This window comes from Pantoea sp. MT58 (genome assembly GCF_014495885.1).
Classification (GTDB): Bacteria; Pseudomonadota; Gammaproteobacteria; order Enterobacterales; family Enterobacteriaceae; genus Pantoea; species Pantoea eucalypti.
In genome coordinates, this window is the sequence record NZ_CP061083.1 from 283436 (window position 1) to 307782 (window position 24347).

Consider the following 24347-nt stretch of genomic DNA (forward strand, 5'->3'; position numbering starts at 1 on the left):
ATGCGTGGTCAGGCAGGCGTAAATCGAGGATAAGGGATAAACCGGGCAGAAAGGCGGTTCATTTCGGGCGTGCCGACACTCACATGTGTGCTGCTTTTTTCCTGTGTGCCGGCAAGATGCGCATCCAGTCCCGCCGCTTTACAGAGGGCATAGCCCGCAGAAACGTCCCACATGCTGCTAAAACATTCCTGATAACCGTCGACGTAACCCAGCACGCTAAAGGTTAAACCGACGGTGGCACAGCGATAGCGCACAACATTCCAGCCGTCGTCCCGATAGGCCTTTTCAATACAGAGCTGATGGGTGAAATCCCATGATGGACTGTCGCCAATCGCCACGGTTTTAAGCCCCCCGGCGATCACAGGCCGTTCAAAGGGTTCACCATTCAGATAAACACCTCTCTCTTTGCCGCCGCTCAGCATGAGGTTTAAAACGGGATGGACGATCACGCCCATAACCGGCTCGCCATCCTGCACATAGCCAACAGAAATCCCCCACAATGACGAGCCGCGCAGGAAGTTACTGGTCCCATCAATAGGATCAACAGACCAGTAGCTGGCGCTGAGCTCACCGCCATACTCTTCACCGATAACAGGATCCTGTGGGAAATGATCTCCCAGACGCTGCCGGATCAGATTTTCCACTTCCCGATCGGCTTCACTGAAGACATCCTGCGGCCTTTTTTCGCAGACCTCTAATTCACTCAGCTGTCTGAAATAGTCCAGAGCCAAAAGTGAAGCCTCTTGTGCGATACGTTCAGCAACCTTTAAGCGCGTTTCCATTGTTTACCTGATGCATAAAAAGAAGCGTGTGTATGGAGGCAAAACCCAGTGCACAGCGAAAATACCCATCCGGACATCAGGCTCGGTTTTAATATAATGCTCACTGCATGATATTAGAGTGTCTCTCTGCTATGTTTCACTATTATGATGCTTTTATGATCGCGATAAGCAGGGCAGGAGAGGCTGAAAATCAGCACATTTTACGAAAACATAAAGGCAGGGCCCTTTACTATTCGTCATGCATAAAAGCATGCTAGGGTATTAACAGAACCCATTATTAAATATGGTGAGGACAACGCTGTGGTTCATGGATATTCCGCTGGTCATGATGTCGAACTTAATCGCAGTGAAAAACTCATTCTGGAGCTTGTCCGCCGTAACGATGGCATTTCCCGCTCCTCACTGGTTTCGCAAACCATTTTGAATCAGTCATCTGTTCACCGTATTGTTGATACGCTGACCGAAAATGGCTTTCTCAGCCTGGGGGAATCGCCGTCCCAGGGAAGAGGCAAGCCCAGCCCGTCGTTATCACTGAATGCGAATGCACGTTATGGTTACGGTATCTCTATTAACTCAGACAGTGTTGCCGCCAGCCTGATTAATTTCCGGGGCGGTATTACAGAATACTGCGTACTGGATACGCATCCGCGCGACCCTGCCCGTACCTTACTCAATATCAAACATCACTATCTGGATACCTTAAAACAATACGATATTTCGCCAGAAAAAGTCTGTGGTGTGGGATACAGCATGGCGGGCTTTCTTTATGATTCCCGAAAGTATTTCAATCCGCCTGAACCTTTAAAAAACTGGATGGGTATCGATCTGCGTCGTGAAATTACCATGTTATTTGATCGACCGGTATGGATTGAAAATAACGCCACGACGGCGGCGCACGCTGAAGCCTTTTTAGGCGCCGGGCTGAAATACGATACGTTTGGTTATCTCTCTTTTAATTATGGATTCGGCGGTGGCATCGTGATTAACGGTAAACCGTTCCAGGGGGCATTTGGTAATGCGGGGGAGATCAGCCGTATTTTTACGCCGGAAGAGGGCAAGCTGCGGCCGGCTCTGGGGATCCTGATCGATCGGTTACGTCACGGCGGTATTGAAATTAAAGATATTCGCGATCTCAATCATAAATTCGATCCGGCCTGGCCGATTGCGCAACAGTGGGTAGAAGAGGTAACGCCAAACCTGCATCGGGCAATGGATGCCATGAATGCGGTGATCGATCCCGCGGCCATTATCTTAGGAGGCGAAATTCCCCGGAAGCTGGGCGAAATGTTCTTAGCCATGCCGCGGACGTGTTCGGGTAAACGCTGGGACATTTCTGCGGAATATCCGGATATTCTGCTAAGCGCCATTGAGGGAGACAGTTCGGCACTGGGCGCGGCACTGACGCCGTTGCGGGAAACCTATTTTAATTAAGGCCGTTACCCGCAGAACAACGTTTCAGCGGGTAACGGATGCGCATGAGGTGAGTTACTAGCGCATTGTCACAAACTCTTCCGCTGCGGTCGGGTGGATCGCCACGGTGTTATCGAAGTCTTTCTTGGTCGCACCCATTTTCAGTGCCACGGCGAAGCCCTGCAGCATCTCATCCATGCCGAATCCGATGCCGTGAATACCAACAATCTTCTCATCGGCACCCACACAGACCAGCTTCATGCGGCACGGCTGGCGATGCTGGGTGACCGCGGTGTACATGGCGGTGAACGACGATTTGTAGACCTTCACCTGGTCATCGCCATACTGTTCGCGCGCCTGTGGCTCAGTCAGTCCCACGGTACCAATCGGTGGATGGCTGAATACAACGGTCGGAATATTGCTGTAATCCAGATGCTCGTCCGGTTTGTTGTTAAACAGACGCTCAGAGAGACGACGGCCAGCGGCAACCGCCACCGGTGTCAGCTCAACCGCACCGGTGTTGTCACCCACAGCATAAATGCCTGAGACATTGGTGTTCTGAAACTTGTCGACATTGATATAGCCTTTGTCGTTCAGCGCCACGCCCGCAGCTTCGATGTTGAGGTTATCGTTGGCTGGCTCACGGCCAATCGCCCAGACCAGACAATCGACAATATATTCACTGCCGTTTTCCAGCTGCAGCGTCAGGCTGCCATCGCTGTTTTTAATCACGGCTTTTGGAATGGATTCGGTGTGCAGCGCCGGGCCTTCCGTGTTCATCACTTCGACCAGCGTCTCGGTAAGCAGCGGATCGAAGCTGCGCAGTGGTGCATGTTTACGCACGAACAGGTGGGTTTCTGAGCCCAGCGCATTTACCACGCCGGCCAGCTCGACCGCGATGTAGCCCGCGCCGATCACGGCGGTGCGTTTTGGCAGGGCATCCAGCTCAAAGAAACCGTCGGAATCAATGCCGTACTCCGCACCCGGAATATTGGGGTGAACCGGACGACCGCCGGTGGCGATCAGAATATGGTTAGCCGTAATAATCTCGCCGTTAACTTCAACGCTGTGCGCATCGACAAAGCGGGCAAAGCCTTTAATGACTTCAACCTTGTTCTTACCCAGCACGTTGTCGTAAGAGTTATGGATGCGGTCGATGTAGGCGCTGCGGTTTTTCACCAGTGTGGCCCAGTCGAAGCGATTCACCGTGGTGTCAAAGCCATAGTCCGGCCCGTAGAGATGGATAGCTTCGGCGATTTGTGCAGCGTGCCACATGATTTTTTTCGGCACGCAACCCACGTTTACGCAGGTGCCGCCCAGCTCTTTTGCTTCAATCAGGGCACATTTCTGGCCATACATAGCTGCACGGTTAATTGAGGCGATGCCGCCGCTGCCGCCGCCAATGGCGAGATAGTCGAAATGTCGGGTCATTGAAGTATCCATCCGGTTGCATAAAAAATTGGGGTTGAGTGTAACGCTGGAGGTCGAAATGACGCAAAGTTTGCGCCTATGATTGTAATAGGGTTCTGTTTTTTCACTCGCTTACAGGGAAGCATACCATGCACCTTACTTTTCTTGGCACCGGCGGCGGTGCTCCCAGCCTGCAACGTAACGTGACCTCCATTGCTTTTACCCGCGCACTGAGTGGTGAAACCTGGCTGTTTGACTGCGGGGAAGGCACGCAATTACAGTTTATGCGCTCGAGCCTGAAACCGGGCAAGCTGGACAAGATTTTTATCACCCATCTGCATGGCGATCATATTTTCGGGCTGCCGGGATTACTCACCAGCCGGTCGATGGCCGGACTGACCTCACCGATGACGGTCTATGGCCCTAAAGGATTAAAGACCTTTGTTGAGACGGCGCTGTCGATCAGTGGCTCCTACACCGACTACCCGCTGAGCCTTGTTGAGATTGAGGCGGGCTGGACGCTGGATGACGGTGAGTTTCGTATCAGTGCCTGGCCGCTGAGCCATCCGGTGGCGTGTTTTGGCTATCGCATTGAACAGCACGACAAACCCGGCTTGCTGGATGCCGCGCGGCTGAAAGCGGAAGGCGTGCCCCGTGGCCCGTGGTTCCAGCAGCTGAAGCAGGGGGAATGTGTGACGCTGGAAGATGGGCGGGTAATCAACGGCGCTGACTATCTTGGCCCGGCGACACCCGGCAAAAAGCTGGCCATTTTTGGCGATACCGCACCGACCGACGTCGCGTTGCAACTGGCGGCGGATGTTGACCTGATGGTGCATGAAACCACGCTGGAGGCGGCGATGATGGAGAAAGCCAACGGACGCGGGCACTCCACCACCCTGCAGGCCGCCGACGTGGCAAAACGCGCCGGGGCAAAGCGGCTGATCGCCACCCATTTCAGCTCCCGCTATCTGGCAAAGGACATGAGCCGCCTGCTGGCGGAGTGCCAGACGATTTTTCCCCGCACTGAGCTGGCCTCGGATCTGGCCGTATTCACTGTTTAGTGATGCAGTGCCGGATAGGTAAAGAAAAGCAGATGGGTGAGGTTAAGGGCAAAGTGCAGGGCGGTCGCCAGCCACAACCGGCCGCTCCAGTGCCACGCCAGACCGTAAATCAGCCCGGCCAGGGAGGCGAATACCACCAGCAGCACGCCGCCCTGGATATGTGCCAGCCCAAACAGCAGCGAGCAGATCAGCAGCGCGGGCATCCCTCCCAGCGACTCTCTCAGCCGCTGTTGCAGATAGCCCCGGAACAGCGCCTCTTCGGCCAGCGAGACAAAGAACAGATTCGCCAGCATAAACGCGGGCAGCCACGGTGGATTGTGAAGCTCAAATGCCAGACCACCCAGCAGCACGGCACTACACAGCAGCAGCGGCACGGCGGTGATTAACGTCAGTGCGGCAATCCACGGATAACGCGGCGGGCAGGCACGAGCGCGGAACAGCGTCGGCAGGCAGGCCAGCAGCACAAAGGGGATCAGCGCTTTATCGGCGTTGAAGGAGAAACTGAACGGCAGGCTCCGGGCACCCGTCTGCACCTCATCGACCTGGAGGGGATTGTTAAAGCCAGGGAAAAGATGGAGAAACAAGCCCAGCGAAATCAGCACCAGTAGCGCTTCGCTCAGGATTTGCTGGCGGGAACGGATCGGGTCAAAGCGGCGCAGCGCGACCAGTGCGGCGATCCCGCCCAGCAGCGGCAAGACCGGCCAGGTCAGAACCTGATGATAAAATCCCAGCAGCGCGACGAGCGCTAACAGCAGTAGCGCCAGCCGCCGGGCGGGTTGCAGGGCGCCCAGCGCACCAGCCAGCAGAATCCACATGAGGATTTATTCAGGAACGATCTGATTTACCGCATAGTGACCCGTTCCGGTCGGAACCAGTTTCTGGTGCAGCCACGGCAGCAGGGTATTCATCTGCTGGGCCAGCTTCCACGGTGGGTTAATCACGATCATGCCAGAGGCCGTCATGCCGCGCTGATCGCTGTCCGGACGGGCCGCCAGTTCGATCTGCAGAATATTGCGGATGCCGGTTGCTTCCAGGTCGCGCAGCATGTGTTTGATCTGCTGGCGTAACACCACCGGATACCACAGTGCAAAGACGCCGGTGCCAAAGCGTTTATGGCCTTCCTGAATGCCTTTCACTACCGCCTGGTAGTCGCTTTTCATCTCATACGGCGGATCAATCAACACCAGACCGCGACGCGACGGCGGTGGCAGCTTCGATTTTAACTGCTGATAACCGTCGGCACGATCGACGCGCGCGCGGTTATCTTTGCTGAATTCGTTACGCAGCAGCGGATAGTCGCTGGAGTGCAGCTCAGTGAGTTGCAGCTTGTCATCTTCACGCAGCAGATGACGGGCGATCAGCGGCGAGCCAGGATAGTAGCGCAGCGTGCCACTGCGGTTCAGCGCACGAATCGCATCAAAATAGGGCTGCAACAATTCCGGCGCATCGGGCTGCTGCCAGATACGTGAGATGCCTTCCAGATATTCACCGGTACGCTCGGCGTGCTCGCCGCTCAGCTGGTAGCGACCTGCGCCTGCATGGGTATCCAGGTAGAAAAACGGTTTCTCTTTCTCTTTCAGCGCCGTGATGATCAGGCTCAGAACGGTGTGCTTCAGCACGTCGGCGTGGTTGCCAGCATGGAAGCTATGGCGATAACTCAGCATTGTTTATCCTGTTGAATGTATAAGGTTTTAATTGATGGAAAATCAATTTATACCAATTATTACCCCACGTATTACCCACAGAACGACGCACAGCAACCGACGCAGGAAAAGCATGAGAATCGGCGATTATATCAGGGATGACCCGCTGATGGGCCAGAAGCGTGATAACAAATCGGGATTGCAGAGTGCGGTTCAGGGTGACGAGCTGAGTTTGCGGTTTTCAGGCGGGTAAACCGGCCGCAAAATCTGCCCGGCGCGCCCGCCAGGATTTCAGGCATCAGACAAAAGCAGGCATTTTCCGTGCGATGATCCGCGCGTTTCTTCCCCACCTCATCCTGGCTGCCATTGATTTTCGCTACACTAAGCCGCATGTTACTTAGATTGCGTTGCGCGACCCGCTGCGCCCCATACATCTCTAAAGGACTGCGCTATGACCAATCCGCTACTGACATCTTTTACGCTTCCCCCTTTTTCTGCCATCCAGCCTGAACATGTTGTTCCTGCCGTGACGGAAGTGCTGAGCAAATGCCGCGCAGAAGTCGAAAAAGTCGTGGCGCAGGGTGCGCCCTATACCTGGGATAATCTGGTTCAGCCGCTGGCGGAAACCGACGATCGTCTGAGCCGCATTTTCTCACCGGTCAGCCATCTGAATGCGGTAAAAAACAGCCCGGAACTGCGTGAAGCCTATGAGCAGACATTGCCGCTGCTCTCTGAATACAGCACCTGGGTCGGTCAGCATGAAGGCCTCTATCAGGCGTATCGCAATCTCAAAGAGGGTGATCAGTACGCGGCTCTGGATCTGGCGCAGAAGAAAGCGGTCGATAACGCCCTGCGTGATTTTGAACTCTCCGGTATTGGCCTGCCAAAAGATAAACAGCAACGCTATGGCGAAATCGCCGCGCGTCTCTCGGAGCTGGGTTCGGCTTACAGCAACAATGTGCTTGATGCCACCATGGGCTGGAGCAAGCTGATCACCGATGAAAGTGAGCTGGCCGGTATGCCGGAAAGCGCCATGGCGGCAGCGAAAGCCCAGGCTGAAGCCAAAGAGCAGGACGGCTGGCTGCTGACGCTGGATATCCCAAGCTATCTGCCGGTCATGACCTACTGCGACAACGCGGCGCTGCGGGAAGAGATGTATCGCGCCTATGCAACGCGCGCCTCCGATCAGGGTCCGAATGCCGGTAAGTGGGATAACGGACCTATCATGGCGGAAGAGCTGGCGCTGCGTCACGAGCTGGCCCAGCTGCTGGGCTTCGACTCCTACGCCGATAAATCACTGGCGACCAAAATGGCGCAAAGCCCGTCTCAGGTGATCGACTTCCTGAATGACCTGGCTGAACGCGCCCGTCCGCAGGGTGAAAAAGAGCTGGAGCAACTGCGCGCCTTCGCCCAAAAAGAGCATGGCGTCACTGAACTGAATCCGTGGGATCTTACCTATTACGGCGAAAAGCAGAAGCAGCATCTCTATACCATCAGCGATGAGCAACTGCGTCCTTACTTCCCGGAAGAGCGTGCGGTCGCCGGTCTGTTTGAAGTCGTTAAACGCATTTATGGCATCAGCGCGAAGCAGCGTACCGACGTTGAGGTTTACCATCCGGACGTGAAGTTCTTCGATCTGTTCGATGAAACCGGCGAACTGCGCGGCAGCTTCTATCTCGATCTCTACGCCCGCGAGCACAAACGTGGCGGGGCGTGGATGGATGACTGCGTGGGCCAGATGCGTAAAGCCGATGGCAGCCTGCAGAAGCCGGTCGCTTACCTGACCTGTAACTTTAACCGCCCGGTGAAAGGCAAACCTGCGCTGTTCACCCATGACGAAGTGATTACTCTGTTCCATGAGTTTGGTCATGGCCTGCACCACATGCTGACCCGCATCGAAGCGCCTGGCGTTTCCGGTATCAGCGGTGTGCCATGGGATGCGGTCGAACTGCCAAGCCAGTTTATGGAAAACTGGTGCTGGGAACCGGATGCGCTGGCGTTTATCTCGGGTCACTTTGAGACTGGCGAACCGCTGCCGAAAGAACTGCTGGATAAAATGCTGGCGGCGAAGAATTACCAGGCCGCGCTGTTTATCCTGCGTCAGCTGGAGTTCGGCCTGTTCGATTTCCGTCTGCACACCGAGTTTAATCCGGAGAAGGGCGCGCAGATTCTGGAAACCCTGCGCGAAGTGAAAAGCCGCGTTGCGGTCGTTCCGAGTCCGGAATGGGGCCGTTTCCCGCACGCCTTCAGCCACATCTTTGCCGGTGGCTATGCGGCGGGTTACTACAGCTATCTGTGGGCAGACGTGCTGGCAGCGGATGCCTATTCCCGCTTCGAAGAAGAGGGGATCTTCAACCGTGAAACCGGTCAGTCTTTCCTGGATAACATCCTGACGCGTGGCGGTTCTGAAGAGCCGATGGAGCTGTTCAAACGCTTCCGCGGTCGTGAACCGCAGCTCGATGCGATGCTGGAACATTACGGCATTCAGGGATAAGTCAGTTTGTGAAAATCTGTTTGCTCGATGAATCAGGCGCCGGAGACGGCGCCTTATCACGTTTAGCGCAGCGCTGGCAGCTGGAGCACGATGAAGATGCGCTGCTGGCGCTGGTGCAGACCTCAACGCACCTGGAACTACGTAAACGTGATGAGCCTAAGCTGGGCGGTATTTTTGTTGATTTCGTCACCGGCGCGATGGCGCATCGCCGTCGTTTCGGCGGTGGACGCGGCGAAGCTGTCGCCAAAGCGGTGGGCATTAAAGGCGGTTATCTGCCGGATGTGGTGGATGCGACGGCAGGACTGGGGCGTGATGCGTTTGTGCTGGCGGCGCTCGGCTGCCGGGTGCGGATGCTGGAGCGCCATCCGGTGGTGGCTGCGCTGCTGGAAGATGGATTACAGCGCGGTTATCAGGATGCGGAAATTGGCCCCTGGCTGCGCGATCGTCTGACGCTGATTCACGCGGCCAGCGCGCAGGCCCTGGGCGATATTACGCCGCAGCCAGATGTGGTCTATCTCGATCCGATGTATCCCCATCGCCAGAAAAGTGCACTGGTGAAAAAGGAGATGCGGGTGTTTCAGTCGCTGGTCGGGCCGGATGAAGATGCGGATGCGTTACTGGAACCGGCTCGTCGACTGGCGAAAAAGCGTATTGTGGTCAAACGACCAGACTATGCACCGCCGCTGGCGGGTGTCGTGACACAGGCGGCTGTGGTCACCAAAAGCCATCGCTTTGATATCTATCCCCCGCTCTGAACGTATAAAAAAAGCCGGCGTCGCGCCGGCTTTATTCATTTCGTTAAGCGTCTGAATTACGCCTCGTCTTCATCGCGCAACGGCACAATCAGCATGTCGATATGCACGGTATTGATCAACTGACGGGCTGAGGACATCAGCTTGCTCCAGAAATCCTGATGATGACCACACACCACCAGGTCAACGTCATATTTCTTGATGGCATCAACCAGAACCTGGCCGAGGTCACCACTGCCGCTCAGTGTCTCACTGATCGGATAGCCCGCCGCATCGGACAACCCTTTCAGTGCGGCATGCGTCTCTTCAGAAATACGCTTCTGCATATCCCCTAAGTTGACATCAATCAGGCCGGTGTAGAGGTCAGAATAATTCACATCAACGTGAATCAGAGAAATTCTGGCATCGTAGGGACGCGCCAGCGAGACAGCCTTATCCACCAGCAACTGGCTTTCGGGAGAAAGGTCTACTGCAATCAGGATGTGTTTATAAGCCATGATAAAACTCCTTTCACGAGATTAAGGATGGCATCCGGTGTTCCTGCCGCGTCACAGCTTAGCGAAGTCCCTTGCGCGAGCGGGCGATGAGCGCCACCAAAGTGTCAACCTGCGTTGCAGGTGATGATGTTGTTATAGTCTGAGTATAGCCTTCTCTCATTGTAAATGCTGCTGTTGCCGTCTGGCTTATGAATAAGATCAAGGCTATGCCAGATTTACTCGCGCTGAACGAAAATCATCGTTGGAAAAAATGTAAAGAATTCTCCTACACTGAGAAAAGGCGGTCCGGTTCGCAGCCGCTCAGGGGGTCGAAAATTTTCGCAGTCCGGAGATTCAGTGGCTGGTTTTTTCTGCAGGCGGATTCAGTGCCAGACACTGAGTCTGTTGCTGCGATTCCAGCTGGGAGGGGGGAATATGATCAGCACTATTGCGCTTTTCTGGGCTCTTTGTGTGGTGTGTATCGTGAATATGGCACGCTATTTTTCATCGCTGCGCGCGCTACTGGCGGTATTACGGGGTTGTGATCCACTGCTGTATCAGTATGTCGATGGGGCGGGGTTTTTCACCTCTCACGGTCAGCCGAGTAAACAGGTGCGGCTGGTCACTTATATCTGGGCAAAACGCTATCTTGATCACCACGACGATGAGTTTATCCGGCGCTGTGAACGGGTGCGGGGACAGTTTGTTCTGACCAGTGCGCTGTGTGGGCTGGTGGTTATCAGTCTGGTGGCGCTGGCGATCTGGCATTAAAAAAGGGCGACTTGCGTCGCCCTTTTGTCAGCTGGCATCACACCAGTTTCAAGGCAATCCAGTAGAGCGAACCTGACAGCAGAATACAAACCGGCAGGGTGAAGATCCACGCCATAGCGATGTTCTTGATAGTCCGGCTCTGCAATCCGCCACCGTCGACCAGCATGGTACCGGCTACCGATGAAGAGAGGATATGCGTGGTAGAGACGGGCATGCCGGTATAGCTGGCAATACCAATCGACAGCGCTGCTGTCACCTGGGCTGACATTCCCTGCGCATAGGTCATGCCTTTTTTACCAATCTTCTCACCGATGGTGGTGGCAACACGACGCCAGCCAATCATAGTACCGGTGCCCAGCGCCAGCGCCACGGCCACAATAATCCAGATAGGCGCGTACTCGATGGTGCCAAGCAGGTCGCTTTTCAGCTTATTGAGGAAGCGTTTGTCATCTGGCGTGGTTTCCTGCAGACGGGCCGCTTTATCGGCGGTGTCTGAGATACACAGCAGCAGACGACGCATCTGACCACGCTGATCAACGGTCAGCTGATCGTAGCTCTGCAGATTGTTCAGCAACACCTGCGCACGCTGAACTGCCTGCAGTGCTCGCGCGCTGTCGCAGTGAAACTCCTGCGGGCTGGATGCCGGCACTTCTTCCGGTGTTGGCAACTTAGGCGGTGCCATCTGGATGATATGCGTCAGCGAGGCGTTGTGCTGTTGGTAATACTGTTCCAGATGGTTGACGGCATCGCGGGTGCGCGTGATGTCATAACCGGAGGCATTCATATTCACGACGAAACCAGCCGGCGCCACGCCAATCAGGACCAGCATGATCAGGCCAATGCCCTTCTGACCGTCATTCGCACCGTGCGAATAGCTCACGCCAATTGCCGAAACAATCAGTGCGATACGGGTCCAGAACGGCGGCTTTTTCTTGCCGTCGATCTTTTCGCGGTCAGCAGGCGTCATATGAATACGCGCACGCTTTTTGGTATTACTCCAGTAGCGACGCAGAATAAAGATTAACCCGCCCGCCATCACCAGGCCGACAATCGGCGACAGGATCAGAGAAAGGAAGATGTTCAGGACTTTCGGAATGTTGAGTGCATCAACCACCGAGGTTCCGCTCATCAGGGCGTTGGTCAGACCGATACCGATAATCGCGCCGATCAGTGTATGGGAGCTGGAGGCCGGCAGACCGAGATACCAGGTGCCGAGGTTCCAGATAATCGCCGCCAGCAGCATAGAAAACACCATGGCGAGACCGTGAGCCGATCCAACATTCAGCAACAGATCGGTGGGAAGCATATGAACAATAGCGTAGGCAACACTCAATCCACCGAGTAGTACGCCAAGGAAGTTGAATACACCCGCCATAACCACAGCAAGCTGGGCACGCATGGCACGCGTATAGATGACCGTCGCAACTGCGTTGGCCGTGTCGTGGAAACCGTTGATTGCTTCGTAAAACAATACAAACAGCAGGGCAAGAACCAATAACAGGCTAGTACTGAGGTCTAGACCAGCAAACAGATGTAGCATAAACGTTACGCCATTTTTGGAGGACATGAACGCGGCGCATTATCCGCGACAACGTGCTGTATGGGAAAGGAAAATATAGCGCTAATTTAACCTTTCTTCGCAGAGCGAACGGGTTACTCAGTGAAAAAGGGTTAGATATTAGACAGATACAATATGACACATTTACGGCAATTTTTTGACGCTGGCGTCCGGGTGAGCAGATCACTACAATCTGCGCCTTTCCAGTTAAGTGAGTGAATGCAGTGGAACAGTTTGACGTTATCATCATTGGTGCCGGAGCCGCAGGGCTGTTCTGTGCCGCCCAGGCCGGGCAGCGCGGACTGAGCGTGTTACTGCTGGATAACGGCAAAAAGCCAGGCCGCAAGATTCTGATGTCGGGCGGTGGCCGCTGCAACTTCACCAATCTCTACACTGAACCGGCGGCGTATCTGTCGCACAATCCTCATTTCTGTAAATCCGCGCTGGCGCGTTATACCCAGTGGGATTTTATCGATATGGTTAATCGCCACGGTATCGCCTGGCATGAAAAAACCCTGGGCCAGCTCTTCTGTGACGATTCTGCTCAGCAAATTGTCGATCTGCTGCTGGCCGAATGTGACAAGGGCAATGTCATCCTGCGACTGCGCAGTGAAGTGCTCAGTGTTGAGCGCGATGAAAGTGGCTACACCCTGCAACTCAACGGCAGTACGGTTCAGGCGAAAAAACTGGTGATTGCCAGCGGTGGTCTGTCGATGCCAGGCCTGGGTGCCACGCCGTTTGGCTACAAAATTGCAGAGCAGTTTGGTCTGAATGTGTATCCGACCCGGGCGGCTCTGGTGCCCTTTACGCTGCATAAGCCACTGCTGGAACAATTACAGACGCTCTCAGGCGTTGCGCTGGACACCACCATCGATGCGCAGGATGGTACCCGCTTTAAAGAGGCGATGCTGTTCACTCACCGTGGGCTCTCTGGCCCCGCGGTACTGCAAATCTCCAGCTACTGGCTGCCCGGCGAATTCGTCACCATCGACCTGTTACCCGCTACGCCGCTTGAGGCGTTTCTGACGGCGCAGCGTGAAGCGCATCCGAATCTCAGCCTGAAAAACAGTCTGGCGAAAATCCTGCCGAAGCGTCTGGTGGAAGTATTGCAGGCACTCAAAGTGGTGCCGGATATCACCCTGAAACAGCTCAACAGCAAACAGCAAACTGAACTGGCGCAAACGCTGCATGCCTGGCGCATTCAGCCAAACGGCACCGAGGGGTATCGCACAGCTGAAGTGACACTGGGCGGCGTAGACACCACGCAGCTCTCCTCGAAAACCATGGAGGCGCGCGCGGTGCCGGGGCTGTACTTTATTGGTGAAGTGGCCGATGTCACCGGCTGGCTGGGGGGATATAACTTCCAGTGGGCCTGGAGTTCCGCCTGGGCGTGCGCCCAGGCGTTGTAACGCGCATTTACCAGCGCTGATGCACGTGCGGCGCAATCTTCTCCTGATAGATCTGCTTCAGCGCCGCCATCGTATCCTCAGAGAGTGCACCGACGTCGCTGGCGCGGGCATTGGCTTCAGCCTGCTCACGATTTTTCGCGCCAGGAATGACCACGCTGACATCTTCGTTCATCAGGATCCAGCGCAGTGCAAACATCGCCATGGTGGTGTCGCCCGTAACAAAGCGGCGAATCTCCTCCACCGCCTCCAGTGCCACCTCATAAGGCACACCGGAGAAGGTCTCGCCTTTATCGAACGCTTCGCCATTACGGTTAAAGGTGCGATGGTCGTCAGCGGCAAACACGCTGTCGGCGCGCATTTTGCCGGTCAGCAGGCCTGAAGCCAGCGGCACACGGGCAATGATCGCCACATCACGGCGTTTCGCTTCACGCAACAGCAGTTCCGCGGGACGCTGACGGAAAATGTTGTAAATCAGCTGAATCGACGAGACGTTTGGAAATGCCAGCGCTTTCAGGCCTTCCTCGACTTTCTCAACGGAGACGCCGTAGTGACGGATTTTTCCGGCGGCGACCATCTCATCCATCACCGCAAACACGTCCGGGTTGTAGTAGACCTCCGTCGGTGGGCAATGCAGCTGCACCAGATCCAGCGTGTCGGTCTGCAGATTTTCCCGTGAGCGATCGATAAAGGCGTTGAGGTTTTCGGCGTTGTAGCCCTCAGCCACGTGCGGTGACAGACGACGCCCCAGCTTGGTGGCCACAAACGGGCGTTCACCGCCGCGCTGATTCAGCACCTCTGCAATAATTTTTTCGGAGCGGCCATCGCCATAGACATCGGCAGTATCAATAAAGGTGATGCCTGCATCCAGCGCAGCATTCAGCGCGGCTTTGGCATCCTCCATGCTCACTTCTCCCCAGGTTCCGCCAATGGCCCATGCGCCAAAGCCAATTTCAGAGACGCGCTGACCGGTACGGCCCAGTGTTCGTTGTTTCATGCAAACCTTCCTCGATGCGTTTCAGACAGGGTGACAGAAAAGGGCTAACCATTGAGCTTAGCCCTTTCCGCCGGTGAGGTGAGCCAGCGTTATTGCAGACCAGACGAGTCTGGACAGGATGTTTTTGACGGCAGGCTGCTGGTTACGTTGAAGATTTCTATGGAAATCGGTTTTAAACAGGCGATTACCGCTTCGCTAATTTATTGATTTTAAGAAATTTCACCCGAAATTAAACAGGCGAGAGTGTCGATTCGGTCACATACTTCACTTTTCAGGCCAACAATGGGATCGCTATGTTCAAATTTATTAAGTCGGTCTTTGCCAGTCCCGATAAGTTTCTGCAGATTATGACCCGTCAGGATATCAACGACTCAATTGCTGAAGGTGAACGCATCATTATTGATGAGAACGGCAATATTTCAGTCAACACGCTGAGCGAGGAAGTCCACGAAGATTTTGCCCGGCACGTGAATACCTTAAAGGGAGTATAAGGTGGGTACCGCAATATTTATGGTGTTGATGGTGAGTGGTTACTGGTACACCAGCCGCGATTTAAACAGCCGCTTTAAAATCCGTCGCTCGTCGGGCTGGGATGTCTATTTCCTGGTGGCGCTCTACGGCTGTATTTTTGTTCTGCAGGGCGTATTTGCCACCGGCATCATCTGGTTGGTACTGCTCTGTATCTCCGGCATCGCGAATGCCGTCCAGATGATCCCCGGCGTGCATCTGAAGTGGCAGGTCGAGTTTATGAACTGGAGTTTCCTGGGGATTCAGGCACCAGTTGTGATCATGCTCGCTTTTGCCATTCTGCTCTGCCTGTATCGCTCAAACTGGGCGGGCAGTGCACGGCTGAACGTATCGGGCCGTAAAGACCTTTATCAGCAACTGTCACGCTCCAACGGCGTTGAACAACTGCTGTTTCAGTGCATGGAAGAGGGCGAACTCGCGTGGATTACGATGAAGTCGCGCCGCATTTACATCGGCATGATTCATGCCTCGACGTTTGAATATGAGAGCACTAAAAACATCGTGCTGATCCCGATGCTCAGCGGATACCGCGACAGCAAGACGCTGAAGCTGGCGGTGGAACATAACTACAGCAAGTGGTACGCCGAGCATGACATCACGCTCGACTCGAAACCCAAAGATGCGATGTCATTCCGTAAAGTGATCATGGTTGATCAGATAGAGAGTCTGTCACTGTTCGATCCCGCCAGTGCCGCCGCACTTTCAATGGGACATCCGCAGGAAGTGGAGAAGAGTCAGGGTGGTGACGACACGGACAGCCCGGACGATAAAAGCCGCGATGCAGCGGGTTAAAAGCTCGATCGGTTTCCCCTGATGATGTGACATCATCAGGGGAAACCGATCCCCTCACGTCATATTTTCCGCCGTAAACAACCTGAACGCGACTTTACCCGCCTGATACACATCCGGTTGAGAGCCGGTTTCCAGATGACTTAGCATCAAATCAATCGCCAGCCGGGCATGTTGTTGAGCATGCTGATCCAGGGTAAATGCCACTTCATCATTCATCAGTAGCTTACGTGTCACATCATAAAGTTCATGAGTGATATAGGTGCATTTACCCAGCAACTGGTGGGCACGTAGTGTGTCGCTGACAACAGTATTGCCCATGCCAGTGTTGTAGACCCCTGCAATCATCTGCGACGGTTGCAGGTTGCGGGCCAGCACGCTGCGGATTGTCTCCCGCTGATCCTGACCCGACAGCACCTCACGCAGATGACGCTGGGGGGCGCGCTGCGCCATGGCCTCCCGGAATCCGTCAATGCGCTGACGGTGGGCGCGATAATCGAAGCGGCCACTGACCATTAGAATGTCGCCGGGCTGACTCACCGTTTTACTCATCAGTAATCCCGCCGTGCGTCCGGCCTGATACTGGTCAATGCCGACATGACATAAGCGGTCGGCATCAGGCAGATCGGTAACGATGGTAATCACCGGCACATTGCGGCTGCGGCACAGCGCTAGCGCCCGGTAGATGGGCGGTGAATCATGTGCAAAGACAATGATGCCGTCGCGCGTGCTGCTGCGGGCGATAATACTTTGCGCCAGCTGCTCAGGCTGTGCCTCGGCCACCAGAGTTTTATGCAGTTTCAGGCGACGATAGCCAAGCTGGCTGGCGACTTCGCTGAAATGGGTAGTAAGCTGCTGAAAAAAGGAGGAGCCGTTATTACTGAGGAACACCTCAATTTGCCAGGGATGCTGGTACTCCTGGGGCAGCAGACGCTTCAATCCCACTTCGCGCGCAGCTTTCAGGACTTTACGGCTGGTCTCCAGTGACACGCCGCCGCGTTCATTCAGCACACGATCGACCGTCGCAATCCCGACGCCCGCCATTTTTGCCACCACCTCTAAGGTGAGCTTTTTCATTCAGACTCCACGGGGAAAATGGCGATTAACTGCTGCATGCCTGACTATTTATCTCTTCTAACCGGTTAAAAGTAAAAGATAAAGCAATTTAATGATGGAAAACCATCATCAGCGTTGTGCCGCAAGGTTTTTACCGACCGTGCTGTCGCCACGCTAAAAAGCACAGCGGGCCGCTGTCCTGGCGGAATACCCGTTAAGCTTGTAGTGAGACAATCAACGAGGAGTGAATATGGCTCAGCAAAAAGAGGTTCTGATTATTGGTGCTTCGCGCGGTATCGGGCTGGCGGTGGTACAGGCGTTTGCGGGTGAGGGCTGGCAGGTCACGGCTACGCATCGCAGTGGCATTCCAGAGCAGGGTAATAAGCCAGACATTCACTGGCATGCGCTGGATATGACGCACTCATCGGCGGTTCAGCAGCTTGCCAGCCAGCTCAGTGGCAAAACGTTCGATGCGATTCTGATTAACGCCGGGATTTCCGGGCCTTCACACCAGAAGGTCTTGCAGAGTGACGATCAGGATCTGGCGCAGCTGTTCCTGACCAACGCGATAGCGCCGGTTCGCAGTGCAGAGATTTTGCTGCCGCTGTTGAAGCCGGAAGGTGTGCTGGCGCTGACCTCATCTCAGCTCGGCAGCCTGAATGAAAACCCGCAGGCGCAGATGCCGATTTATTCGGCCAGCAAAGCGGCCCTGAATATGCTGAGCCGCACACTGACTCCGGCAGTTGACGCGCAGAGCGGGACGCTGCTGACGCTGCACCCCGGCTGGGTGAAAACAGATATGGGTGGCGAGAGTGCGCCACTGACAGCAGAAGAGAGTGCGGCCGGTATCGTCCGGCAACTGACCCACTGGCGCGGTCGTGGTGGTCATCACTATGTCGATTACGCCGGCCAGCAGCTGCAATGGTAAGTTGATACGGGGCGGTTACGCCCCGATGTCACGCAGTGCCTTACCCTTCATCAGGTTGCGTTCAATGTGCTCCAGCGTCACATGTTTGGTCTCAGGCACCAGCATCATCGTCAGCACGATAAACACGAGATTGAGCGCGCCGTAGAACCAGAAGGTGTTGGCATTCCCCAATTGATCCAGCATCGTCAGGAAGGTCGCACCCACAATCATATTGCCAACCCAGTTAGTGGTGGTGGAGGCGGTAATGCCGAAGTCACGCCCTTTCAGCGGCTGAATCTCTGAACAGAGCAGCCAGATCACCGGTCCGGCCGCCATCGCAAAGCCGACGATAAACATCAGCAGCATCGCAACAGCAAAGTATTTGCGGAAATCGGTTTCAACGCCCATGTGCAGCAGCGTTCCCAGAACGCCCATTCCCACCGCCATCACCAGAAAACTGGTGGTGAGCATCGGCTTACGACCCCAGCGATCGACAAAGAAAATCGCAATCAGCGTGGCCAGCATATTGACCAGTCCGACAATCACCGTGCCCCACATCTGCTCACTGGTGCTGGAGAAGCCGGCAATATTGAAGATTTTCGGGGCGTAATACATCACCACATTCATGCCGGTAAACTGCTGCATCACCTGTAGCAACATGCCGAGCCATACCGCGCGGCGGAAATTGCCATTAGAGCGGAAAAGCGACCAGCCGCGCTGCTTCACCTGCAGGCTTTCGCGGATCTCTTCCAGCTCCTCCCGGGCCTGCTCGCTGCTGTTCCGCAGCCGGTCCAGCACGCGCTGCGCCTCGTTAAAGCGTCCGTGCGCGGCCAGCCAGCGCGGACTATTGGGCAGAAACAGCACGCCGATAAACAGGATCACCGCCGGAATGGCGATAACGCCCAGCATCCCGCGCCAGTTGCCGCTGTAGCTGAACGCGGTGTCGGAGAGATAAGCCACCACGATGCCGGTGGTCAGCATCAGCTGATACATCGAAATCATTGAGCCACGAATACGTTCCGGCGCAATCTCTGCCAGATAGAGAGGCGCGGTGTAAGAGGCGATGCCCACCGCCAGACCCAGCATCACGCGGGCGCAGACCAGCGACTCAACATCGGGTGAAAAGGCTGACCACAGTGAACCAATCACAAACAGCGTCGCGCCTGCCAGCATGCTTTTCTTACGTCCCAGCTTTGATGACATCCAGCCCGCCGCCAGCGCACCCAGCGCCGCGCCGAACATCATTGAACTCACCACCCACTCCTGCTGATGGTTAGTTATCTGCAAATCCTTTGCCAGAAACGGTAAGGCACCGGCAATGACACCGATATCCAGACCAAACAGCAGGCCTGACAGCGCAGCCATAAAACAGACGAACCACGTAAAACGGTTCTGCTGACTTCCCGATTTTTTTGTCGCGACCATGCGAGTCTCCTTGAGGCGATTCAATGTCAATATTGTTAATGTTATGTAAACATAGTTGATGCCAGTGTGGTGACGATCACACTTCTGGCCATAACCCGTGCTGCACAGCATTACGCTAAAAAGAAAACATCGAAGATCAGCGGGTTGGCACTACAGGGAATAAGGGCGGATGAAGCACGATTACACCAAACGAGGCATATCAGACCCGTTTTGCAACTGACTGCTTGCAGCATTAAACTGCTGCTTTTAGCCATTGATTGAAGGTGCTTATGTCTGAACCTTTCCAGCGCCAGCCGCTGCCGCTGCCGGGCGGTCATAAAAAAGTCCTGCTGCACTCCTGTTGCGCGCCCTGTTCGGGTGAAGTGATGGAAGCGATGCTGGCATCCGGTATTGAATACACCATCTATTTTTACAACCCGAATATTCACCCGCTCAAAGAGTATGAGCTGCGAAAAGAGGAGAATATTCGCTTTGCCGAAAAATTTGGTGTGCCGTTTGTGGATGCGGACTATGACCGGGATAACTGGTTTGAGCGCGCGCGCGGGCTGGAGTGGTCACCGGAACGGGGTGAGCGCTGCACCATGTGCTTTGATATGCGTTTTGAGCGTACGGCACTCTATGCCCATGAGAACGGCTTCCCGGTGATGACCAGTTGCCTGGGGATCTCACGCTGGAAAGATATGAAGCAGATTAACAGCTGTGGTGTCCGCGCCGCGTCAGCATATCCGGATCTGATGTACTGGGATTTTAACTGGCGTAAAGGCGGTGGGTCTTCGCGCATGATTGAAATCAGTAAGCGCGAGAGTTTTTATCAGCAGGAATATTGTGGCTGCGTCTATTCACTGCGCGACACCAATCGTCATCGCGTCGCCCAGGGGCGTGAGCGCATTCAGATTGGCGTGCAATATTATCAGCCGGATGAAGCCTGATTAACCCCTGTCGCGGAATGGCTCTGCCTGCGTATATTCGTGCGTGAAGTGCGTAACAGGCCGGACTGTTACGCCAGCATCCGGCTTTATACTTTCCTCACGCACAAAGCTGCATAAGGTACAGGGATGCGCTACCTCAGCCAGCTGCTGTTTCGCCTTGTGGTTCATCTGACGTTTGCGACAGGTGCTCGGCGTGCAACCCATAATCTGTTTAAAAGAGCGGGTAAAAGATTGCTGGCTTTCAAAATGGTATTTCAGTGCCAGAGTGATAATAGGTGTCTGGCTGTTTTTTAAATCATGAATGCTGGCGTTAAGTTTTCTCTTACGAATATAACGCGCCAGTGTTTCATTATGGTAACGGGCAAAGAGTTTCTGTAAATACCATCTGGAATAACCTGCCTTTATGGCAATATCATCAACACTCAGGCGCTGGCCAGGATTATTATTAATCCATTCAGTGACAGAGATGATTACGCTTTCATTATATTTATTTTCGCTCATAGCGACTCCACGGTTAAATTCATCACGAATGTGAAAAATCCACCTTAATGTTCTTATTCTTTGCGTAAACATTTTTCAGGTTTTGAGTTTTTATCTCATGATATTATTCATCCGAACAGCCGTTTTTTATTAAATTAGATGAATTGTGATAAATCTGTTGGGAAATATAGATGATTGATATCTGGCAGATAAAAATTAAATCAGGCGCTATGCCGCTGACCACCTCCTGATGAATCCTGGCAGCCGCCGTGTTATTAACGTGATAGCACCGCCTGGCAATAGATTTTTCACAATGACATGCCAGGCTTACGACTCACCTTTAACATGGAGTACCCCCGGATGAGCCCGACATACGCGCTGAAAAAACCGCTTGCCGCCTTGCTCACCTCGCTGGCCTTATTGGCTCATGCACCTGCCCATGCTGCGTCTGTGTATGGCGAACAGCTGGAGGGGTTTCAATATCCCTATCCTCTGCAGCATTTTGACTTTCAGTCTCAGCAGCAACCGCTGAGCATGGGCTTTATGGATGTCAAACCGGTGCAACGTGCCAACGGCAAAACCGTGGTGCTGATGCACGGTAAAAACTTCTGTGGCGCGACCTGGGAAGAGACGATTCGCTCACTGAGTCAGCAGGGATATCGCGTTATCGCGCCCGACCAGATTGGCTTCTGCAGCTCGACCAAGCCCGCCAGCTATCAATACAGTTTTCAGCAACTTGCAGAGAACACCCATCAGCTGCTTGCACGGCTGGGAGTGGAGAAGGCGGTCATTGTCGGTCATTCAACCGGCGGGATGCTGGCAACGCGTTATGCGTTGATGTACCCGGCGCAGACGCAGAAGCTGGTACTGGTTAACCCGATAGGGCTGGAGGACTGGAAAGCCAAAGGTGCACCGTGGCGTTCGGTGGATCAGTGGTATCAGCGCGAACTCAAACTCAGCGCGGCGGGTATTAAGAAGTATGAACAGCAGACTTACTATGTCGGGCGCTGGAAACCCGAATATGATAAGTGGGTCGATATGCTGGCCGGACTAAACAGTGGGCCGGGCCATCAGAAGGTGGCGTGGAACTCCGCCTTAATCTACGACATGATCTTCACTCAACCGGTGTTTTATGAGTTCGGCGATCTCAGGGTGCCGACCACTCTGATAATCGGTACGTCAGATACCACGGCCATTGGCAGTGATATCGCACCGGCGGAGGTGAAAGCCCGGTTGGGTGATTATGCGGTGCTGGGAAAAGAGGCGGCTAAACGTATCCCGGGCGCGCGCTTAATTGAATTTCCTGGCATGGGGCACGCACCACAAATGGAAGATCCGGCTAAGTTTAATCAGACGCTGCTCGACGATCTGGCCCGTCCCTGACCCCTCAGGCGCTGCGGCGCCTGACCTTACACGGCAATGCGTTTCTGATTTTTAGTCAGATACATCTGTTTATCGCTGTCGTGCAGTAACTGTTCCAGCGATTGCGGATTGGCCGGGTCAAACTCTACCACGCCGGAAGAGAACTGCAGGCGGTAACGTCGGTTCAGGCTGACTGACTGCTGGTGCAGATAACGGTCGAACTGCATGAGCAGCGCTTCACTCTGCTGCTGCTGCAGGCCATCAAACAGCACCACAAACTCATCGCCGCCCAGGCGGGCAAACAGGTCGGAATGTTTGAACGCCACTTTCATCGCATTGGCAAAGTCCATCAGCGCGCGATCGCCTTCGCGATGGCCCAGTGTGTCATTAATCTGCTTAAACTTATCGAGATCGAGAAAAGTCAGACAGGCGGGACGGTTTTTCCTCTGGCACTCATTAAGCACCATCTGTCCCAGCGTCATAAAACCGCGGCGATTGGTAATCTGCGTCAGTTCATCACAGGTAGCCGTCTGAAAGGCGATCAATTCCGCTTCAGCCATGGCGGCGAGATCGCGCATGGTGGCCTGATCCTCTTCATTAAACTGACGCGGCTCACGACCAATAATACAGAACGTACCCATTTTGGCACCGCCCGGCGCACGCAGCGGACAGCCCGCATAAAAGCGAATGTGTGGTTCGCCAGTCACCAGCGGATTATCGTGAAAACGTTCATCCTGTAACGCATCTTCAACGATCATGATTTCATCCTGCAGGATAGCGTGGCCGCAAAACGAGATATTCCGTGGCGATCCGGTAGGCGCATAACCCTGTGCAGATTTAAACCACTGGTGATCTTCTTCCAGCAGGCTGACTAACGCGATAGGCACGTCATACAGGCGGCGCGCCAGGCGAGTTAAACGATCAAATCGTTCTTCCGCTGGCGTATTCATTATGTTCAGCGCACGCAACTGCGATAAACGTTGTGCCTCGTCGGCGGCGATTTCAGGTGCTTTCATCACAGAGCCCTTTGGTTTTTAGCTGAAGCCAGGTTCTGGTGTGTGCCTAACAGCGAAGAAGAGCGTGATACAGCGACCACGCTCTTTATGAGGAGGGGATCAGAGCACTTTTTGTTCGGCGAGATCAAGGGCGAAATAGCTGAAAATGAGGTCGGCTCCGGCGCGTTTAATCGCACCGAGGCTTTCCAGCACCACATTGCGCTCATCAATGGCACCGGCCTGTGCGGCAAATTTAATCATCGCGTATTCGCCACTCACCTGATAAGCCGCCAGCGGCAGTTCGGTGCGTTCGCGGATATCGCGCAGAATATCCAGATAAGCGCCTGCCGGTTTCACCATCAATGAATCCGCGCCCTGCGCCGCATCAAGCAACGATTCACGGATCGCTTCCCGACGGTTCATCGGGTTCATCTGGTAGGTTTTACGGTCGCCTTTCAGCGCCGTTCCGGCCGCTTCACGGAACGGGCCGTAAAACGATGAAGCGAATTTGGTGGAATAAGACATGATGGCGGTCTGGGTGAAGCCTGCCGCATCAAGTGCGCGGCGAATCGCCTCAACCTGACCATCCATCGCCGCTGACGGGGCGATAAAGTCTGCACCGGCTGCGGCGGCAACAACGGCCTGCTTGCCCAGGTTTGCCAGGGTTGCATCGTTATCGACGCCGTGATCACATAGCACGCCACAGTGGCCGTGGCTGGTATATTCACAGAAGCAGGTGTCAGACATCACAATCATTTCCGGTACGGTATCTTTGCAGATGCGCGACATGCGCGCCACCAGACCGTTTTCGTTCCAGGCATCGCTGCCGGTGGCGTCGGTGTGGTGAGAAATACCGAAGGTCATCACCGAGCGGATGCCCGCTTTGGCGATGCGCTCAATCTCATAGGCGAGACGCTTTTCCGGAATACGCATCACGCCAGGCATCGCCTGAATCGCTTTGTAATCGTCGACTTCTTCTTCAACAAAGATAGGCAGAGCCAGATCGTTCAGGCTCAGGGATGACTCCTGGAACATTTCACGCATTGAGGCGCTGGCGCGCAATCTTCTTGGGCGCTGGATAAGGGAATAATCAGACATTTTCATTCTTACGCAGGT

Annotated in this window: 23 protein-coding genes; 11 read left to right on the forward strand and 12 right to left on the reverse strand. The window is 54.6% G+C overall.

Features of this window, described 5'->3' with window-relative positions; translation table 11 throughout:
• Positions 1–8: 8 nt before the first annotated feature.
• On the reverse strand, positions 9–782 hold the full coding sequence (locus IAI47_RS01315; RefSeq protein ID WP_008926320.1) for an inositol monophosphatase family protein: 774 nt from the start codon (positions 780–782) through the stop codon (positions 9–11).
• 300 nt (positions 783–1082) lie between these two features.
• Here IAI47_RS01315 and IAI47_RS01320 point away from each other — a divergent pair, with 300 nt between their 5' ends.
• Positions 1083–2213, forward strand: coding sequence for an ROK family transcriptional regulator (locus IAI47_RS01320; RefSeq protein ID WP_008926319.1), 1131 nt, complete (start codon positions 1083–1085; stop codon positions 2211–2213).
• A gap of 57 nt (positions 2214–2270) precedes the next feature.
• On the opposite strand, the gene gorA is transcribed toward IAI47_RS01320, so the two are convergent.
• The gene (gene gorA, locus IAI47_RS01325; protein WP_008926318.1) at positions 2271–3623 is read right to left on the reverse strand and encodes a glutathione-disulfide reductase; all 1353 of its coding nucleotides are present in this window, start codon (positions 3621–3623) and stop codon (positions 2271–2273) included.
• A gap of 128 nt (positions 3624–3751) precedes the next feature.
• On the opposite strand from gorA, the gene rnz reads away from it, so the two are divergent.
• Positions 3752–4663 (forward strand): ribonuclease Z, encoded by a 912-nt coding sequence (gene rnz, locus IAI47_RS01330; protein WP_008926317.1) that lies wholly within the window; start codon positions 3752–3754, stop codon positions 4661–4663.
• Here rnz and IAI47_RS01335 read toward each other — a convergent pair.
• Positions 4660–5478: a CPBP family intramembrane glutamic endopeptidase gene (locus IAI47_RS01335; RefSeq protein WP_008926316.1), complete on the reverse strand. Its 819-nt coding sequence runs from the start codon at positions 5476–5478 to the stop codon at positions 4660–4662. The genes rnz and IAI47_RS01335 overlap by 4 nt on opposite strands.
• A gap of 6 nt (positions 5479–5484) precedes the next feature.
• The gene (locus tag IAI47_RS01340; RefSeq protein WP_008926315.1) at positions 5485–6327 is read right to left on the reverse strand and encodes a 23S rRNA (adenine(2030)-N(6))-methyltransferase RlmJ; all 843 of its coding nucleotides are present in this window, start codon (positions 6325–6327) and stop codon (positions 5485–5487) included.
• A gap of 430 nt (positions 6328–6757) precedes the next feature.
• Between IAI47_RS01340 and prlC the strand changes: the two genes are divergently transcribed.
• Together prlC and rsmJ are read left to right on the forward strand one after the other, a co-directional pair.
• Positions 6758–8800 carry an oligopeptidase A gene (gene prlC / locus IAI47_RS01345; protein WP_008926313.1) on the forward strand — a complete coding sequence of 681 codons (2043 nt, stop codon included), beginning with the start codon at positions 6758–6760 and terminating at the stop codon, positions 8798–8800.
• 8 nt (positions 8801–8808) lie between these two features.
• Complete coding sequence (gene rsmJ / locus IAI47_RS01350) at positions 8809–9555, forward strand: 16S rRNA (guanine(1516)-N(2))-methyltransferase RsmJ (protein WP_003852121.1); 747 nt, start codon at positions 8809–8811, stop codon at positions 9553–9555.
• Positions 9556–9611: 56 nt separating this feature from the next.
• On the opposite strand, the gene uspA is transcribed toward rsmJ, so the two are convergent.
• On the reverse strand, positions 9612–10049 hold the full coding sequence (gene uspA / locus IAI47_RS01355) for a universal stress protein UspA (RefSeq protein WP_003852123.1): 438 nt from the start codon (positions 10047–10049) through the stop codon (positions 9612–9614).
• A gap of 414 nt (positions 10050–10463) precedes the next feature.
• Here uspA and uspB point away from each other — a divergent pair, with 414 nt between their 5' ends.
• Positions 10464–10799: a universal stress protein UspB gene (gene uspB, locus IAI47_RS01360; RefSeq protein ID WP_003852126.1), complete on the forward strand. Its 336-nt coding sequence runs from the start codon at positions 10464–10466 to the stop codon at positions 10797–10799.
• A 37-nt stretch (positions 10800–10836) separates the two neighbouring features.
• Here uspB and pitA read toward each other — a convergent pair whose 3' ends face one another.
• Positions 10837–12339, reverse strand: a complete 1503-nt coding sequence (gene pitA / locus IAI47_RS01365; protein WP_128755141.1) for an inorganic phosphate transporter PitA — start codon at positions 12337–12339, stop codon at positions 10837–10839.
• 242 nt (positions 12340–12581) lie between these two features.
• Between pitA and IAI47_RS01370 the strand changes: the two genes are divergently transcribed.
• Entirely contained in the window at positions 12582–13766 is a 1185-nt protein-coding gene (locus tag IAI47_RS01370) for an NAD(P)/FAD-dependent oxidoreductase (RefSeq protein WP_008926311.1), read from the forward strand.
• Positions 13767–13773: 7 nt separating this feature from the next.
• Here the strand turns inward: IAI47_RS01370 and IAI47_RS01375 are convergent, their stop codons facing one another.
• On the reverse strand, positions 13774–14760 hold the full coding sequence (locus IAI47_RS01375; protein WP_008926310.1) for an aldo/keto reductase: 987 nt from the start codon (positions 14758–14760) through the stop codon (positions 13774–13776).
• A gap of 293 nt (positions 14761–15053) precedes the next feature.
• Between IAI47_RS01375 and IAI47_RS01380 the strand changes: the two genes are divergently transcribed.
• Together IAI47_RS01380 and IAI47_RS01385 are read left to right on the forward strand one after the other, a co-directional pair.
• Positions 15054–15251 (forward strand): hypothetical protein, encoded by a 198-nt coding sequence (locus tag IAI47_RS01380; protein ID WP_003852137.1) that lies wholly within the window; start codon positions 15054–15056, stop codon positions 15249–15251.
• A 1-nt stretch (position 15252) separates the two neighbouring features.
• Positions 15253–16080, forward strand: a complete 828-nt coding sequence (locus IAI47_RS01385; RefSeq protein WP_003852139.1) for a hypothetical protein — start codon at positions 15253–15255, stop codon at positions 16078–16080.
• Between the two features lie 54 nt (positions 16081–16134).
• Here IAI47_RS01385 and IAI47_RS01390 read toward each other — a convergent pair whose 3' ends face one another.
• Positions 16135–17154 carry a LacI family DNA-binding transcriptional regulator gene (locus IAI47_RS01390; RefSeq protein ID WP_003852141.1) on the reverse strand — a complete coding sequence of 340 codons (1020 nt, stop codon included), beginning with the start codon at positions 17152–17154 and terminating at the stop codon, positions 16135–16137.
• Positions 17155–17383: 229 nt separating this feature from the next.
• Here IAI47_RS01390 and IAI47_RS01395 point away from each other — a divergent pair, with 229 nt between their 5' ends.
• Positions 17384–18061 (forward strand): SDR family oxidoreductase, encoded by a 678-nt coding sequence (locus tag IAI47_RS01395; protein ID WP_008926309.1) that lies wholly within the window; start codon positions 17384–17386, stop codon positions 18059–18061.
• Positions 18062–18076: 15 nt separating this feature from the next.
• On the opposite strand, the gene IAI47_RS01400 is transcribed toward IAI47_RS01395, so the two are convergent.
• Positions 18077–19465 carry a sugar porter family MFS transporter gene (locus tag IAI47_RS01400; RefSeq protein ID WP_008926308.1) on the reverse strand — a complete coding sequence of 463 codons (1389 nt, stop codon included), beginning with the start codon at positions 19463–19465 and terminating at the stop codon, positions 18077–18079.
• Between the two features lie 269 nt (positions 19466–19734).
• Here IAI47_RS01400 and IAI47_RS01405 point away from each other — a divergent pair, with 269 nt between their 5' ends.
• On the forward strand, positions 19735–20394 hold the full coding sequence (locus IAI47_RS01405; RefSeq protein WP_003852147.1) for an epoxyqueuosine reductase QueH: 660 nt from the start codon (positions 19735–19737) through the stop codon (positions 20392–20394).
• On the opposite strand, the gene IAI47_RS01410 is transcribed toward IAI47_RS01405, so the two are convergent.
• Positions 20395–20895: a helix-turn-helix domain-containing protein gene (locus IAI47_RS01410; RefSeq protein WP_008926307.1), complete on the reverse strand. Its 501-nt coding sequence runs from the start codon at positions 20893–20895 to the stop codon at positions 20395–20397.
• Between the two features lie 339 nt (positions 20896–21234).
• On the opposite strand from IAI47_RS01410, the gene IAI47_RS01415 reads away from it, so the two are divergent.
• Complete coding sequence (locus IAI47_RS01415) at positions 21235–22257, forward strand: alpha/beta fold hydrolase (RefSeq protein WP_008926306.1); 1023 nt, start codon at positions 21235–21237, stop codon at positions 22255–22257.
• A gap of 26 nt (positions 22258–22283) precedes the next feature.
• On the opposite strand, the gene IAI47_RS01420 is transcribed toward IAI47_RS01415, so the two are convergent.
• Both IAI47_RS01420 and hemB read right to left on the reverse strand, forming a co-directional pair.
• Entirely contained in the window at positions 22284–23252 is a 969-nt protein-coding gene (locus tag IAI47_RS01420; protein ID WP_003852154.1) for a diguanylate cyclase, read from the reverse strand.
• A 99-nt stretch (positions 23253–23351) separates the two neighbouring features.
• Positions 23352–24329 carry a porphobilinogen synthase gene (gene hemB / locus IAI47_RS01425; protein ID WP_033734324.1) on the reverse strand — a complete coding sequence of 326 codons (978 nt, stop codon included), beginning with the start codon at positions 24327–24329 and terminating at the stop codon, positions 23352–23354.
• Positions 24330–24347 lie beyond the last annotated feature (18 nt).

Coding starts and splice junctions, on each gene's coding strand:
- IAI47_RS01375 (WP_008926310.1), bottom strand. CDS start 14,760: ATGAAACAACGAACACTGGGCCGTACCGGTCAGCGCGTCTCTGAAATT.
- IAI47_RS01340 (WP_008926315.1), bottom strand. CDS start 6,327: ATGCTGAGTTATCGCCATAGCTTCCATGCTGGCAACCACGCCGACGTG.
- IAI47_RS01410 (WP_008926307.1), bottom strand. CDS start 20,895: ATGAGCGAAAATAAATATAATGAAAGCGTAATCATCTCTGTCACTGAA.
- pitA (WP_128755141.1), bottom strand. CDS start 12,339: ATGCTACATCTGTTTGCTGGTCTAGACCTCAGTACTAGCCTGTTATTG.
- gorA (WP_008926318.1), bottom strand. CDS start 3,623: ATGACCCGACATTTCGACTATCTCGCCATTGGCGGCGGCAGCGGCGGC.
- hemB (WP_033734324.1), bottom strand. CDS start 24,329: ATGTCTGATTATTCCCTTATCCAGCGCCCAAGAAGATTGCGCGCCAGC.
- rnz (WP_008926317.1), top strand. CDS start 3,752: ATGCACCTTACTTTTCTTGGCACCGGCGGCGGTGCTCCCAGCCTGCAA.
- IAI47_RS01420 (WP_003852154.1), bottom strand. CDS start 23,252: ATGAAAGCACCTGAAATCGCCGCCGACGAGGCACAACGTTTATCGCAG.
- prlC (WP_008926313.1), top strand. CDS start 6,758: ATGACCAATCCGCTACTGACATCTTTTACGCTTCCCCCTTTTTCTGCC.
- uspB (WP_003852126.1), top strand. CDS start 10,464: ATGATCAGCACTATTGCGCTTTTCTGGGCTCTTTGTGTGGTGTGTATC.
- IAI47_RS01415 (WP_008926306.1), top strand. CDS start 21,235: ATGAGCCCGACATACGCGCTGAAAAAACCGCTTGCCGCCTTGCTCACC.
- IAI47_RS01390 (WP_003852141.1), bottom strand. CDS start 17,154: ATGAAAAAGCTCACCTTAGAGGTGGTGGCAAAAATGGCGGGCGTCGGG.
- IAI47_RS01335 (WP_008926316.1), bottom strand. CDS start 5,478: ATGTGGATTCTGCTGGCTGGTGCGCTGGGCGCCCTGCAACCCGCCCGG.
- IAI47_RS01400 (WP_008926308.1), bottom strand. CDS start 19,465: ATGGTCGCGACAAAAAAATCGGGAAGTCAGCAGAACCGTTTTACGTGG.
- IAI47_RS01395 (WP_008926309.1), top strand. CDS start 17,384: ATGGCTCAGCAAAAAGAGGTTCTGATTATTGGTGCTTCGCGCGGTATC.
- IAI47_RS01380 (WP_003852137.1), top strand. CDS start 15,054: ATGTTCAAATTTATTAAGTCGGTCTTTGCCAGTCCCGATAAGTTTCTG.
- uspA (WP_003852123.1), bottom strand. CDS start 10,049: ATGGCTTATAAACACATCCTGATTGCAGTAGACCTTTCTCCCGAAAGC.
- IAI47_RS01405 (WP_003852147.1), top strand. CDS start 19,735: ATGTCTGAACCTTTCCAGCGCCAGCCGCTGCCGCTGCCGGGCGGTCAT.
- IAI47_RS01315 (WP_008926320.1), bottom strand. CDS start 782: ATGGAAACGCGCTTAAAGGTTGCTGAACGTATCGCACAAGAGGCTTCA.